The 15363-nt window shown below is 62.7% G+C and carries 11 protein-coding genes; 9 read left to right on the plus strand and 2 right to left on the minus strand.

Annotation, left to right across the window (positions count from 1 at the left end; all coding sequences use genetic code 11):
* Positions 1-386: 386 nt before the first annotated feature.
* Positions 387-1820 (minus strand): serine hydrolase domain-containing protein, encoded by a 1434-nt coding sequence (locus tag OZ428_RS14665; protein WP_269133866.1) that lies wholly within the window; start codon positions 1818-1820, stop codon positions 387-389.
* 24 nt (positions 1821-1844) lie between these two features.
* Positions 1845-2759 (minus strand): LysR substrate-binding domain-containing protein, encoded by a 915-nt coding sequence (locus OZ428_RS14670; RefSeq protein ID WP_028616574.1) that lies wholly within the window; start codon positions 2757-2759, stop codon positions 1845-1847.
* Between the two features lie 379 nt (positions 2760-3138).
* On the opposite strand from OZ428_RS14670, the gene OZ428_RS14675 reads away from it, so the two are divergent.
* The 9 genes from OZ428_RS14675 (at position 3139) to OZ428_RS14715 (ending at position 15352) form a co-directional block, all read left to right on the plus strand.
* On the plus strand, positions 3139-4701 hold the full coding sequence (locus OZ428_RS14675; RefSeq protein WP_269133867.1) for an ABC transporter substrate-binding protein: 1563 nt from the start codon (positions 3139-3141) through the stop codon (positions 4699-4701).
* A gap of 2 nt (positions 4702-4703) precedes the next feature.
* Positions 4704-5645 carry an ABC transporter permease gene (locus OZ428_RS14680; protein ID WP_033902298.1) on the plus strand — a complete coding sequence of 314 codons (942 nt, stop codon included), beginning with the start codon at positions 4704-4706 and terminating at the stop codon, positions 5643-5645.
* Positions 5642-6520 carry an ABC transporter permease gene (locus OZ428_RS14685; protein WP_082461867.1) on the plus strand — a complete coding sequence of 293 codons (879 nt, stop codon included), beginning with the start codon at positions 5642-5644 and terminating at the stop codon, positions 6518-6520. Before OZ428_RS14680 ends, OZ428_RS14685 begins: the two co-directional genes overlap by 4 nt.
* Positions 6517-8160 (plus strand): ABC transporter ATP-binding protein, encoded by a 1644-nt coding sequence (locus OZ428_RS14690; protein ID WP_269133868.1) that lies wholly within the window; start codon positions 6517-6519, stop codon positions 8158-8160. Before OZ428_RS14685 ends, OZ428_RS14690 begins: the two co-directional genes overlap by 4 nt.
* Positions 8161-8271: 111 nt before the next feature.
* Entirely contained in the window at positions 8272-9525 is a 1254-nt protein-coding gene (locus OZ428_RS14695) for an OprD family porin (RefSeq protein ID WP_269133869.1), read from the plus strand.
* A gap of 130 nt (positions 9526-9655) precedes the next feature.
* Entirely contained in the window at positions 9656-10774 is a 1119-nt protein-coding gene (locus OZ428_RS14700) for a succinylglutamate desuccinylase/aspartoacylase family protein (protein ID WP_269133870.1), read from the plus strand.
* Positions 10775-10801: 27 nt separating this feature from the next.
* Positions 10802-11995 carry an ornithine--oxo-acid transaminase gene (rocD, locus tag OZ428_RS14705; RefSeq protein WP_051422206.1) on the plus strand — a complete coding sequence of 398 codons (1194 nt, stop codon included), beginning with the start codon at positions 10802-10804 and terminating at the stop codon, positions 11993-11995.
* Positions 11992-14646: an aconitate hydratase AcnA gene (acnA, locus tag OZ428_RS14710; protein ID WP_269133871.1), complete on the plus strand. Its 2655-nt coding sequence runs from the start codon at positions 11992-11994 to the stop codon at positions 14644-14646. The genes rocD and acnA overlap by 4 nt, the downstream gene beginning before the upstream one ends.
* Entirely contained in the window at positions 14639-15352 is a 714-nt protein-coding gene (locus tag OZ428_RS14715; RefSeq protein WP_269133872.1) for a transporter substrate-binding domain-containing protein, read from the plus strand. Before acnA ends, OZ428_RS14715 begins: the two co-directional genes overlap by 8 nt.
* Positions 15353-15363: the final 11 nt, after the last annotated feature.

Here is a 15363-nt window from a genome sequence, read left to right on the forward strand (position 1 = left end):
CGGCGAAGTTGGCTCGCCGAAAAGTGTCCACCATGTCCCCGTACACCCGTCCACCATGTGTCCGGTCCATACAAAAAGAGCCCAAAAGTAACCCAAAGGCTCATGCCGGTATGACTCACCCACATGGGTTACAAATCAGTTCACGCACATAGGTAACAGTTTTTAACTGGCAAGGTCGCCGCATCGCTGCGATGCAGACGCCTCGGTGCTACGGTTAGGAAGCGCTCTAACGCTTTCATGTGGTGAGCGGGCTTGTCCCGCGCTGGGCTGCGCAGCAGCCCCAAATCCAGCCACCTCATTCTGCCTGAAGGAACTTGATAGCTTCATTGGGGCCGCTTCGCAGCCCAACGGGAGCAAGCTCCCTCACCACAAGGGGGAGGGATCGCTTAGAGCGATTTACCCACCAACACTTCCTGCTCCCGCCCCGCACTGTTCACATTCACCGTACGAGCGAAGCTCACGCCACCCTCCTTGAATTCACACACCACCCGATCCCGAAACGCCGTCTGCGGATAGATCCAGGTCATTTCCAACGTGGTCTCATCCAACCAACGCGCACCTGCCACGATCTGTGCGTTGTTGAATTCATACCCATGGTGCAACGCACGGCCGGGCATGCTGGTGAGCCCGTTGAGCCAATGGTTAATGCCGACCTGTACGCGATGGGTCTCCTGGTCGTCGGTCAGTTCGAAGGTCAAGACATCGCCTGAAAATTCGAACGACAGCTGGCTTACACCCAGGCTGTTCTCGGCCACGGCAAATGCGCGCTTTGAATCCTCCGGCGCCTTGCAGTCCGAGATCAGCGAAGGCCGCTCAGCCATACTCGCTAACCGCTGCTCCAATCTTGCATCCGCCTCGGGCTTCACGCTGCGATCCTCACCCAATACCGCCGGAAAATGCCGCTCGATAGACGGCACGATTTCCGCCGAGTTCTTCATCCCCCCCACCAGTACCAAGGTTGCGTTGTGCTCGCGGTACACCGCTGCCATCTGCACAAACACGCCCAACGCACTGAACGCCGGGCGCGGTTTCATCATCCAGTGGTAGCCGTAACGGCTGTCCGGACCGCCTTGGGGTTGGGTGGCGGCGCGGACCCAGGCGGCCGGCAGTATTTGCTGCCCATTCCACAGGCCGTCCTGGGCGTGCAGCATTGCCAGTTTCAGCGCCGCCGACACGGGGGCGGTGAGGCCATTGCCGCCAGGGTTCACGCCGTCGGGGCCGATGTCCCAGGTTTCGTTGTGAATATCCAGGGGGATGAACAGGCGCGGCTTGAGGTAGTCGTGCAAGGTTTGCCCGGTGACGCGGTTGATCAGCGCCGAAAGCATGTAGCTGGCAGCGCTGGTGTAGACATATTCGGTGCCGGGCGCGTAGGCCAAAGGGATCTTGAAGAACTCAGCGATCCAGCTGGTGTTGATGCCGCGCCACACGGAGCCGGAGGTGTTGCTGGCGTGGCCGGTGCGCATGGTCAGCAGGTGTTCGACGGTCATGTCGGCCAGGTGTGGGTCTGCGTCGGCGGGCACTTCGTCGGGGAAGTAGGTGGCCAGGCGATCATCCAGCTTGAGCAAGCCTTCTTCGATGGCCAGGCCGATGGCGCAACCGGTGAAGCTCTTGGCCATGGAGTGCAGCACGCGTGGCTCATTGGGGTCCACCGGCCAGGTCCAGCCTTCGGCAACGACGTGGCCGTGGCGGTGCAACATGAAGCCGTGCAGGTCGAGGCCGGCGGCCTTGACCTCGTCGAGAAACGCGATCAGGCGGTCGGGGTCAACGCCAACACTGCTGGCGCTGGCGCGGGGTAAACCATCGTAGGAGGTCAGGGGCATGGAAACGCTCGGCAAAAGGGTGGATCAACGGCTGCGGTGCACCAGCCGGGAATAGGAAATCAGCATGCTGGTGAGTTCCTGGCTGACCCCGGTGAGAGGCGCGGAACGGCGGCTGATCAGGCACACATCGCGGGGCGCGAGAGGTTCTTCGATGGCGATGGTAGTCAGTGCGCTGGAGAACAGCTTCATCCCCGGCAGCATGCGCGGCTCGATGGTCAGGTAGTCGGTTTCCGAGACGATGTGCAGGGTTTCCAGCAGCGAGTCGGTGGTGATGGCGATCTTCGGCGGCGCCAGGCCCTGGGTGCGGAACAGCTGGACCAGGCGGTTTTCCGCGCCGCCGATTACGCCGGTGGAGCGCACGCTGATCCATTGGCAGTCCACCAGTTCCTGCACCGACTTGGCCTGGGCCAGCGGGTGGCCTTTACGCGCAATGATGCCCGCGCTGGAGCTGTAGAGACGGTCGATGGACAGGTCGATATCGGTGACGTTCGGCGCCAACGGGCACAGCACGAAATCCAGGCGTCCATCACGGACTTTTTCCACCAGGCCCTTGGTGGTGCCGCTAGCCACATGCACTTGGATGCGCGGGAAGCGCTGGGTGAAGTTGCTCAGCACCGGCACCAGCAGTTCGGCCAGGGGTTCGGAGGTCACGCCCAGGTCGATATGGCCTTCGGGCTCGCCTTTCCACGGTTGCAGGTCGAGCAGGGCGCGTTCGCAGTCGAGGGTGATGGAGCGGGCGCGTACCAGGAACACTTCACCGGCCGAGGTCAGGTTGATGCCTTGGTTCGAGCGTTGCAGCAGCACCACACCGAGTTCTTTTTCCAGGGTCTGGATTGACTGGGTCAGGGTGCTTTGCGCCACGTCCAATTGGCGTGCGGCAGAGCGAAAGCTGCCTTTTTCGACCACGGCACAGAACGCACGAAGATGGGTGAGAGTCATGAAGGACTGCCTCAGGTTTCAGCATTTAAACCATTGAATGCCCGCCAGCTTATCTGATGGCTATAGGTGCGCACAGATCGGTTTGGCCGATCAGGTTCATTATTTTTGAACGCATGCAAACGGCTCCAGGCCCTGATTTTTCGGTAGGCTGGAGGCAAGTCAGGACAGGCTGGGCAGGTGATCGGAAAAGCCGAGCCTGATCACTTGGAGCGTTCTTCTCAAGCTTGCTGCGTGAAGAATAAGATCGGTCCAGGAACATTCGCCAACCGTGAAGGCGACTAAAACAACAACAACTCTCCAGGTGTTCGGCCGTGCCTCTTTTTGGGTCCTGCCAGCGTCCGAACCCCATGCGTAAGGAACATTTAAGGTGCAGTTATCCATGAACAAGACTCTTATCCTGGCAGGCGCCTTGTCTGCGGCGCTGGTGGGCACTGCCCACGCTGAAAGTGTATTGAAGGTCGCGCTCAACGCTGACATCCGCAGCACCGATCCGGGTGTGAACCGTGACACCAACTCCGACGCCGTGATCATGCACATCACCGAGGGGCTGGTAGCCTTCCGCGAAGATGCCACCGTTGGCCCGCTGCTGGCCAAGGACGTGCAGGTGTCCGACGACGGCTTGCGCTACACCTTTCACCTGCGCGACGGGGTGAAGTTCCAGAATGGCAAGGCGTTGACGTCTGCTGACGTGCTGTGGACCTGGAAGCGCTTCCTCGATCCCAAGACCCAATGGCGCTGCGCCCCGGAATTCGATGGGCATGGCGGCGCCAAGATCGTCGACATGAGCGCCCCGGATCCCCTTACCGTGGTGTTCACCCTCGACAAGCCCAACGGCCTGTTCCTGACCAGCACTGCGCTGCCTGAATGTGGCGGCAGCGGCATCCTGTCCGCCGATTCGCTTAGCGCCGACGGCAGCTGGAGAGCCCCAGTCGGCACTGGCCCATTCCAGCTGGGTGAGTGGAAGCCCGGCCAATACGTCGAGCTGCTGCGCAACCCCAACTTCACTCCGCGCGACGAAAAAGAGCCCGATGGCTACACCGGCAACAAATCCACCCGCCTGGACCGCGTGCGCCTGCTGGTAATCCCGGACCCGGCCGCCGCCAAAGCCGCGCTGTTGTCGAAAAACGTCGACCTACTGATTGATGTCACCCCGCTGGACGCCACAGAGCTGGCCGCCCATTCCGGTGTGCGCGTGACTTCCAGCGGCACCATGTCGGTCAATGCCTTGCTGTTCCAGACCCGCGACCCGCTGCTTAAAGATGTGCGTTTGCGCCAGGCCATCGCCCATGCCCTGGATTCGGCGCAAATCGTCGAGGCGCTCACCGGCGGTCGCTCCAAGGCCAACAACTCGATGGTCGCCAGCGGCAGCCATTACCACACTGCAGTCGAAGACCAGGGCTTCACCTTCGACCCGGCCAAGACTGCGCAACTGCTACGCGAAGCTGGCTACAAGGGCGAGCCGATCAAGCTGATCGTCAACAAGCGCTACGCGGCGATCTTCGACATGGGCGTGTTCGTGCAGGCCATGGCCAAGGCCAGCGGCATCAACCTGGAGCTGGAAACCCTGGAGTGGGGCACGCAGTTGGAGCGCTACCAGAGCGGCAACTACCAGATGATGGCGTTTCCGTACTCCGAGCGCCTCGACCCGGCCTTGAGTTTCGACTCGATGACCGGCGACAAGGACAAGGAGTCACGCAAGGTCTGGGACAACCCCCAGGCCCGCGAGTGGCTGCGTGAAGCGCAACGCGAAGGTGACATCAGCAAGCGCCAGGCGCTGTTCGATCAACTGCACCAGCAGATGATCAAGGACGTGCCGATGATCCCGATGTACAACGGCAACGCGATTGCCGCCAGCCGTGACTACGTCACGGGCCTGCGCACCTGGCCGGTGTCCAAGCCGCGCTTGTGGACCGTCAGCGTCCCCGCCGCCGGGAGTAATTGAGGATGTTCCGTTTTATCTCCCAACGCCTGGCGATGTCGGTGCCGACCTTGCTGCTGATCTCGCTGATGGTGTTCGCGATCATTCGCCTGGTGCCCGGTGACCCGGCCCTGCTGATGCTCGGCGACATGGCCGACGCCCACAGCCTGGAGGTGGCGCGTGCGTCCCTGGGGCTGGACCAGCCGCTGCCGGTGCAGTTTGTGATCTGGCTCAAGGCGGTGCTCAGCGGTGACCTTGGGCATTCGATCACCACCAATGAGGCGGTGTTGCCGCTGATCCTGGATCGGTTCCAGATGAGTGCCGGGATTGTTTTGGTGTCGGTGTTGTTGGCGGCCTTGATTGCGGTGCCGGCGGGCTTGCTGTCGGCGTGGAAGCAGGACAGTGCGCTGGACTTCGGCGTGGTGTCGACGGCGACGCTGTTGCTGTCGATCCCCAGTTTCTGGCTTGGCTTGCTGTTGCTGTATGCCTTCGGCATCAAGCTCGGCTGGTTGCCGGTGGTGGGTTATGTGTCGTTCGGCCAATCGCCGTGGCAGGCCTTGAGTTTTATCGTGCTGCCGATTGTCACCCTGACCTTGGTTGAACTGGGTGCGATCACGCGGATGGCGCGGGCCAGTGCCATCGAAGTGCTGCGCCTGGAGTACATCACCCATGCCCGCGCCAAGGGCCTGTCGGAGCGGGCGGTGTTGTGGCGCCATGCGTTGCGCAACTCGTTTGCACCGACCTTGACCCTGATCGGCCTGATCCTTGGCAACCTGCTCAGCGGCATCGCCGTGTTGGAAACCGTGTTCACCCTGCCGGGTATCGGCCGCCTGATGGTCGACGCCATCTATGCCCGGGACTACCCGGTGCTGCAAGGCTGCCTGCTGCTGGTGACCTTTGTCTATGTGCTGGTCAACCTGTTGGTGGACCTGCTGTACCCGCTCTTCGACCCCAGGGTTAAGTTATGAATAAGCCACTGCCTGTTGCACCCGAGGTGCTATTGCCCGCACCGGTGCGTGCCCCCAGGGCCTGGCGCGTGCCGCCGTTGAACGCGCTGATCGGTGCGTTCCTGTTGAGCTTGCTGTTGATCATGGCCGCGCTCGGCCTGGTGTGGACGCCCCATGACCCGCTGGCGCTGAACCTGCTGGCACGTTTGCAGGCGCCGACCGCCGCGCACTGGTTGGGCACTGATGAATACGGCCGCGATGTGTTGAGCCGCCTGATGATCGGCGCGCACACCAGCCTGTGGGTGAGTGTGCTGACGGTGAGCATGGCGATCATCGCCGGAACCTTCCTCGGCTTGCTCGCCGGTTTCCTGCGCGGCTGGGTCGACCGTGGCCTGATGATGGTCAATGACGCGTTGCTGGCGTTCCCCGGCATCCTGTTGGCCCTGGGCCTAATGGCGATCATCGGCCCGAGCCTGTATGGCATCGTCTTTGCCCTGAGCCTGGCCTATACGCCGTCGGTGGTGCGGGTGGTGCGCGGCACCGTGCTGTCGCTGCGGGAGAAGGAGTTCGTCGAAGCCTCGCGGGTGATTGGCAATTCCGAGCTGTACACCATGCTGCGTCACATCGCGCCGAACTGCGTCGCGCCGGTGTGCGTGCTGGCCACCAGCATGTTCGGCTGGGCGATCCTTGCCGAGAGTTCGTTGAGTTTCCTCGGCCTGGGCGTACCGCCACCGGCGGCGACCTGGGGCAACATGCTCGCGGCCAGTCGGCCGTACATCGCCACGGCCAGTTGGCTGGGGTTGTTTCCCGGTGTCTGCATCGCCATGGCGTTGCTGGCGTTCAATCTGTGCGGCGACGCCTTGCGTGACCGCCTTGATCCACGGATGAGTAAATGAGCATGACTGACGTATTACTGGCAGTCGATCACCTGAAGATCCGCATCGGCGCCGACGGCCCGCTGGCGGTCAATGATCTGAGCTTCACCATCGCTCCCGGCGAAATCGTCGCCTTGGTGGGCGAGTCCGGCAGCGGCAAGACCATGGCCGCCCGCGCCGCCATCGGCCTGTTGCCGCCACCGCTGGAACACTGCGGCGGCCAGGTGCGCTTCCAGGGCCATGACCTCAACAGCCTCAAGCCCGAGCAACTGCGCGAGCTGCGCGGGGCCAAGATCGGCATGGTGTTCCAGGAACCCATGGTGTCGCTGAATCCGTCCATGAGCATCGGCGAGCAAATGGCCGAGGGCCTGCGCCTGCACACCAAACTGACGGAAGCGCAGATCCGCGAACGCAGCCTGGAGATGCTCGGCCATATCGGCATCAAGGACGCCGAACGCTGCCTGAGCGCGTTCCCCCACGAGTTCTCCGGTGGCATGCGCCAGCGCATCATGCTTGCCTCGGTGATGCTGCTGCGCCCGGCGCTGCTGATTGCCGACGAACCCACCACCGCGCTGGATTGCCTGGCCCAGCTGGACGTGTTGAAGCTGATGCTCGACCTCACTCGCGAGCAGGGCACGGCGATTCTGTTCATCAGCCATGACCTGTCCCTGGTGGCGCGCTACGCCCATAAGGTGGTGGTGATGCGTGAAGGCCGCGCAGTGGAGCAGGGCACCATCGAACAGATCCTGCTGGCGCCCAAGGCCGACTACACCCGGCAGTTGCTGGAAGCATTGCCGCGTCGCGGGGTACTGGCGGACTTGCCCCAGGCCGACGGCCCGCTGCTGACGGTCAAGGACGTGTGCATCGAACATCCTGGCCCGCGCAGCCTGTGGGGCCGCACCGCGTTCAAACGCGTGGTGCATTCGGCCAACCTCACCATTGCACCGGGGGAGACCCTGGCGCTGGTGGGCGGCAGCGGTTCGGGCAAGACCACCCTTGGACGCGCCATTGTCGGCCTGAACAAAGCCTGTGCCGGAGCTATCGAGTTTGAAGGAGTGGACATTCTCAAGTCCGGCAACCGCGAACATCGCCTGCAATGCCAGATGATTTTCCAGGACCCGTACTCGTCCCTCGATCCGCGCATGAAAATCGGTGACATCCTCGCCGAACCGTTGCGCCATGTGCCCGGCATGAGTGCCGAGCAGAAGCGTGAACGGGTCACCAAGACCTTGCTGGACATTGGTTTGGCCGAGCAGTTTGTCGACCGCTTCCCGCACCAGCTCTCCGGTGGCCAGCGCCAGCGTGTCGCGATTGGCCGCGCACTGGTGCGTCATCCTCGATTGGTGATTGCCGACGAGCCGATCTCGGCGTTGGACATGACCATCCAGAAGCAGATTCTGGAGCTGTTCGAACGCCTGCAGGCGCAATACGGCTTTGCCTGCTTGTTCATCTCCCACGACCTGGCGGCGGTAGAGCGCATCGCTCACCGGGTGGCGGTGATGAGCGAGGGCAGGGTGGTGGAAATGGGCGCCCGCGATGAAATATTCGACCGCCCGCAACACCCCTACACCCGCAAGTTGCTGGCCGCTGCCAGCCCCTTGGAGAAGCTTGAAAACGGTGGCTACCGCATCCGCCAGGGCCCCGTACCGCTAGCGCTGTAACCCAGGACTGACTTTGCCCACCGCGCAAATCCCGGATTTGCGCGAACGGCGAAGCCATGCCCGAAGAACAATAAAAACACCCCAAACCCCACACTGCCAGGAGCTAAAAAAATGAAAAAATCCCTGACTCAACTCTTCACCGGCGTTGGCGTCGTGAGCAGCGGGATGATCCCGTTCGCCGCCCATGCCGACTTCATCAAGGACAGCAGCGGCACGCTGGAATTGAAGAACTACTACTTCAACCGTGACTACCGTGAAGAGGCCAGCCAATCGGTGCGTGCCGAATGGGCCCAAGGCTTTTTGCTGGGGATCAAGTCGGGCTTTACCGACGGTACCGTGGGCTTTGGCCTGGATGCCATCGGCATGCTTGGCGTGAAACTCGACTCCAGTCCGGACAAATCCGGCACCGGCTTGCTGCAGCGTGACAGTGACAAGCGGGCTTCCGACAGCTATTCCAAACTGGGCGTCACCGCCAAGGCCCGCTTGGCCAAGAGCGAGCTGCGCGTGGGTTACCTGGTGCCGGACCTGCCGACCCTGCAACCCAACACCAGCCGCCTGTTTCCGCAATCCTTCAGCGGTACGCAACTGGTATCCAACGACATCAGCAACCTCAAGATCAGCCTCGGCCAACTGGACCAGGCCAAGGACCGCGACTCCACCAACTACGAAGACATGAAGCTGACCACCATCAGCAAGGTCTACAAAAGCACGGCCCTGAGCGACCAGTTCCGTTTTGCCGGCGGTGATTACTCGCTGACGCCCAACACCTTGCTCAGCTACCACTATGCCGAGCTGGACAGCATCTACCACCAGCAATATGGCGGCTTCAAGAACAGCTTTGGCCTGGGGCCGGGCAACCTGAAGACCGACGTGCGCTACTTCAAGGCCGACAAGGACGGTGCGGGCCTGGCCGGTAACGTTGATAACCGCGCCTTGAGTACACGCCTGACCTACCAGTACGGCGGTCACAGCATCGGCGGCGGCTTCCAGCAGCAGTACGGCACCACGCCGTTCACCTACCTCGATGGCTCCATCAGCTACCTGTTCACCGAATACCAGTTCACCAACTTCACCCAGACCAAGGAACGCGCCTGGCATGCGCGCTACGACTACAACTTTGCCGACCTTGGCCTGCCGGGCCTGTTGTTCGGCATCAAATACGCCAAGGGTGATTCGGCTGAAGTGATCGGCTTCAACGGCGAAGGCCGTGAATGGGAGCGCGACCTGGACATCAGCTACGTGGTGCAGACCGGCCCGTTCAAGGGCGTGTCGATGCGCTGGCGCAACGCCCTGGCCAAGGGCAACTTCTACAACGACGTCAACGAAAACCGCGTGCTGCTGGGCTACACCCTGGCGCTCTGGTAACCACAGGTGGGGCGGCCTGGGCTGATCGGTTTTGCAGATCAAGATAGCCCCGGCCGCCCTTACAGGCGATCACCCGGTCTCGTTAGTATTTTCTCAAGTTCCGTCACTCGAATATCGAGACTTCTGCGTTATGAAACTTAATCAACACCCCTTGCTGCAAGCGACACAAGGTACCCACAGGCACGTGGAGAGTGAGCATTACGGTGCTGTGGGTGCAGGTCGGAAAATCTACATCCAGGCGGCATTGCATGCCGATGAAACCCCGGCGATGTTGGTGGCAGCGCATCTGCGCCGGCAACTCGCAGTGTTGGAAAATGCCGGCCGCCTGAACGCGCAGATCGTGCTGGTGGCGGTCGCCAACCCGGCCGGCCTGGGCCAATACATCCTGGGCGCGCCCAGTGGCCGTTTTGAACTGGGCAGCGGGCGCAACTACAACCGTGGATTCCCGGTGCCTTATCAGGCCATCGCCGAAAAAATCGAGTTCCGGCTCGGCCAGGACATCGACGCCAACCGCGCGCTGATCCGCCAGGCCTGGGGTGAGTGCCTGCGCGCCGCTCAGCCGATGGATGAGTACCAGTCGCTGCAACAGACGCTGATGCTGCTGGCCCACGATGCCGACATCGTGCTCGACCTGCATTGCTCCCGCGAAGCCGCAATGCACCTCTACACCGGCGAAGCTGTGTGGCCGACCATCGAGCCGCTGGCCCGTTACATCGGTGCCGAGGCGACCTTGTTGGCGACCGACTCCCAAGCCAATTCCTTCGACGAAGCGCTGTACCTGCTGTGGGTCAACCTGCGTGAGCGTTTTGGCGCGCGTTTCCCGATCCCGGACAGCAGCATCGCAGTGACGGTCGAGCACCGTGGCCAGCGTGATGTGTCTTACGAGCTGGCGGACCATGACGCCACCGCGATCATCGATTACCTGACTCACCTGGGTGCCATCGAAGGCACGCCACGCCCGCTACCAGCGCTGCGCAGCCCAGCCACGCCGCTGGCGGGCAGCGAGCAGTTCTACGCACCGAGTGCCGGGGTGCTGGTGCACCGTGCGGCGGTGGGCAGCCGGATCGAAGCAGGGCAGGCGCTGTTCGATATCGTCGACCCTCACAGCGGCAAGACCGTCACGGTCAACAGTCACAACACCGGTGTGCTGTACATGCGCCGTGATGTGCGGTTTGTGAAACCGGGGGACCCGCTGGGTCGCGTCTCCGGGGCTAAACCGATTCGCAGCGGCAAGCTGCTCAGCGCTTGATCAGATACCTACTAGGCAGGACTCTCCATGCACTCCAACCCGGCAATCACCCTCGAAAACCAATTCTGCGCCCATAACTATTCGCCACTGCCGGTGGTCATCGTCAAGGGCGAGGGCGTCTGGGCCATTGGCGATGACGGCAAGCGCTATCTGGACATGATGTCGGCCTATTCCGCCGTCAGCCACGGCCATGTGCACCCGCGCATCCGCGCCGCCGCCGTGGCGCAGATCGACAAGATCAGCGTGGTGTCGCGCGCGTTCTACAGTGAGCCGCTGGGCAATTTCCTCAAGGCGCTGTGCCGCCTCAGCGGCTTCGATTCCGCGCTGCCGATGAACAGTGGTGCCGAAGCGGTGGAAACCGCGATCAAGGCGGCGCGCCGCTGGGGTTATCGGGTCAAGGGCATCGCTGCAAACCAGGCGAAGATCGTGGTCGCCGACAACAACTTTCACGGGCGCACCTCGACCATCGTCGGCTTCTCGTCCGAACCGGACTACAAGGCCGACTTCGGTCCGTTCTGCAACGGTTTCACCGAGGCACGCTTTGGCGATATCGAGAGTTTCCGCCAGGCGATCACCGCCGACACTTGCGCGGTATTGATCGAACCCATCCAAGGCGAAGCCGGTATTCGCGTGCCACCGGCCGGGTTTCTGCGCGAGCTGCGAAAACTGTGTGACGCGACCAATACCTTGCTGATCCTCGATGAGATCCAGTCGGGCCTGGGCCGTACCGGCAAGTGGTTTGCCTTCCAGCATGAAGGCATTCGCCCGGATGCGCTGATCCTCGGTAAAGCGCTGGGCGGCGGGATCATGCCGGTGTCGGCGTTTTTGGCGGATCACTCGATCATGGACTTGTTCGATGCCGGCAGCCACGGCTCGACCTTTGGTGGCAATCCGCTGGCCGCCGCCATCGGCCTGGAAGCCCTGAACGTGCTCGAGGACGAAGGTTTGATCGACAACAGCGCGCAGCTCGGCCATTACCTGGTGGAACGTCTCAAGGCGATGAACTCCCCTGCGATCCAGGAGATTCGCGGGCGTGGGCTGTGGGTCGGCGTGGAGCTGGACCGCGACGCACGTCCCATCTGCGAAGCCCTGCTCGCCGAAGGTTTGCTGACCAAGGAAACCCACGAAAACGTGCTGCGCATCGCGCCGCCGTTGTCCATCACCCGCGACGAACTGGAGTGGGGCCTGGTCCGTATCGAACGGGTCTTTGCGCAGCTATGAGCGACTTTCTCAACCATTTGCACATCGACGGGCAACGTTACGCCTATATCGACCTGCATAAGCTGCTGACGCCAGCGCAATTGCACCGGCTGCCGTATTCGCTGCGCATCCTGCTGGAAAACATCGCCCGTTGTGCCCCGGCCTCATTGCCTGCCGTGCTTTCGCGCGCCACCGGACACGGGCCTGATTGCGAGGTGCCATTCCAGCCCAACCGCCTGATGTTCCACGACACCACGTGCCTGCCGGCCCTGGCGGACTTTGCCGGGATGCGCGATGTGGTGGCGGAACTCGGCGGTGACCCTATGGCGGTGAACCCGGCTATTCCGGCGGTGCTGACCATCGATCATTCGGTGATTGTCGAGCACTACGCCGAAGCGGGTGCGGTAGAGGCCAACCTGGACATCGACTTTCGCCGCAACAGCGAGCGCTACCGTTTTATCAAGTGGGCCCAGGCCAGTCTGGACAACTTCAACGTGATTCCGCCGGGCACGGGGATCATCCACCAGATGAACATGGAGTCCGTCGCACAGGTCGTTTGGGAGAGCACTGCGTCCGACGGCGGCGTGCTGCTGCACCCGGACTGCATGGTCGCCACCGACAGCCACACGCCGATGATCAATGCCATCGGAGTGTTGGGCTGGGGTGTGGGTGGGTTGGAAGGGCAGGCGGCGATGCTGGGCGAGCCGGTGCCGATTCCGTTCCCGCAGGTGGTGGGGATTCGCGTGAGCAATGCCTTGCGTCCCGGCGTAACGGCGACGGACTTGGCGCTGACCGTGACCGAGTCGCTGCGTCGGCGCAGCATGGTCGGCAAGTTTGTCGAGTTCACGGGGCCGGGGTTGGCGTCCTTGAGTTGGGCGGCGCGAGGCACGGTGGCGAACATGGCGCCGGAGTATGGCGCGACGGTGGTGTTTTTCCCGTTTGACGACGAGACCTTGTCTTACCTTGAGTTGAGCGCGCGGCCGAAGCCGTTGTTGGCCAAGGTCACGGCCTATATGGCGGCGCAGTCGTTGTGGCGCCAGGAAGGGGAGCCCGAGCCGCAGTTCGATGAATTGATCGAACTGGACCTGGCGCAGGTGGAACCGAGCGTGGCCGGGCCGCATCAGCCCCATCAGCGTCAGTCGCTGGCGGCGGCCGGTGCCTCGTTTCACCAGCACGTGAAGGGCGAGGCCGGTCAGCAGTTTTTCGCACCATCGTTTGATGCGCCGCTGACCCATGGTGCGGTGGTGATGTCAGCAATCACCAGTTGCACCAACACCGCCAACCCGGCGCAGATGATCCAGGCCGGGTTGCTGGCGCGCAATGCGCGGGCACGTGGCGTGGGGCGCAGGCCGTGGGTGAAGACCTCGCTGTCGCCGGGCTCGCGGGTAGTGGCGGACTACTTGGAAGCGGCAGGCTTGCTGGAGGATTTTGCCGCGCTGGGTTTTGACTTGGCGGGCTTTGGTTGCATGACTTGTATTGGTAACTCCGGCAGCCTCGAAGCGCATGTGGAGGCCTTCGCCGAGCAGGGGCTAAAGGGCGTGGTGGTGCTGTCGGGCAATCGCAATTTCGAGGGACGGGTCAACCCCAAAGTCCCGGCCGGTTATCTGGCATCGCCCGCGCTGTGCGTGGCCTATGCGATTGCCGGGAGCATCGACATCGACCTGTCCAGTCAACCGCTGGCGCTGGATGCCCAGGGCCGGCCGGTGTACCTGCATGAGCTGATGCCCAGCGATGCCGAAGTGTCCGCGCAAGTCGCCGAAGTCGTGCGCCCGGCGCTGTTCCAGCAACGCAGTGAACTGCTCTGGCAAGGCACGCATCACTGGCAGGCGCTGGAGGCCGAAGGCAGCGTGCAGTTTGCCTGGCATCCCGGCTCTACCTATCTACGCCGCCCGCAGTACCTGGCGGACGTCCAGCCGTTGCCGGCGCCGCGTCTTTCGGTACGTAACGCCAAGGCCTTGGTGGTGCTGGGCGACAACGTCACCACCGACCATATCTCCCCGGCGGGCACCATCCCGGCGCAGAGCCTGGCCGGTGCCTGGCTGCGTGAAAGGGGCGAAGCCGAGGCGGATTTCAACCAGTACTCGACCCGGCGCAGCAACCACGAGGTGATGGTGCGTGGCGCCTTTACCAACCCGCGCCTGAACAACCTGTTGGACCCAACGCAAGCGCGGCGCCAAGGCGTGTGGGCGTGGAACGCCGACCACACGGAGTATCAGCCGTTGTACCTGGCCGCGCAGAGCTACGTCGGCACGCCCACGGTGTTGTTTGCCGGGATCAACTACGGCGCTGGCTCCAGCCGTGACTGGGCGGCCAAGGTGTTGAGCCTGCTGGGGATCAACGCGGTGGTGGCGCGCAGCATCGAGCGCATTCATCGCAGCAACCTGATCGGCATGGGGGTGTTGCCGCTGGTATTCAACGATGGGAGAACCGTGCAGGACTTGGCACTCGACGGCAGCGAGCGCCTGACTTTCCTCGGCCTGGATAACCTGCAGGTGGGCGCAAACCCGATTACGCTGCAGATCGATCGCGTCGACGGTGGTCTCACCCAATGCAGTCTGGTGTTGCGCCTCGACTCGCTGCAAGAGCTTGGTTACCTTGTGCACGGCGGCGTGCTGCCGTTTGTGATCCGCAAGACCGTGCAACGGACCCGCCAAGGAGCGCTTGATGATTGACACCCGCGTACTGCAACAATTGGCCCCCGATGGCGTGCTGCGCGCCGCCATCAACTTCGGCAACCCGGTGCTGGCGCAACGTGGTACGAACGCAGAGCCCCAGGGTGTTTCCGTGGCGCTGGCCAAGGCGCTGGCTGCAGAGCTGGGTGTCGAATTGGAGCTCATCACGTTTGAGGCGGCGGGTAAGGTATTCGCGGCCTTGGCCGAGGACGTCTGGCGCGTGGCGTTCCTGGCTATCGAGCCGGTGCGTGAAAAGGAAATCGCCTTCAGCGCGCCGTATGTGGCGATCAAGGGCACGTATCTGGTGGCAGCGGACTCACCTTTTACGCACGTCGCACAACTGGATGCGCCGGGCCGACGCATCGCCGTCGGCCAGGGCGCGGCCTACGATCTGTACTTGAGCCGAACGGTCGAGCATGCCGAATTGGTACGCGCGCCGACCTCGGCCGCAGCGGTGGATTGGTTTATCGAACAAGGCCTGGATGCGGCGGCAGGGGTGCGGGACTTCCTGCAAACCCAGATCACCGCGCAAAGGCGTTTGGTGCAGGACGACTTCATGACCATCCGCCAAGCCATGGCCGTACCGGTGGCGCACGCAGCCGCTGCCGCGTTCGTCAGGTCCTTTGTCGAACGGCAGAAAGAGAATGGTGGGGTGACGCGAGGTCTGTTGGCCAGTGGCCAAAGCGCTGAACTTGCCGCAGGTTGATCATGAGGGAT

Source organism: Pseudomonas sp. GXZC, from assembly GCF_026967615.1.
GTDB classification, from domain to species: domain Bacteria; phylum Pseudomonadota; class Gammaproteobacteria; order Pseudomonadales; family Pseudomonadaceae; genus Aquipseudomonas; species Aquipseudomonas azotoformans_A.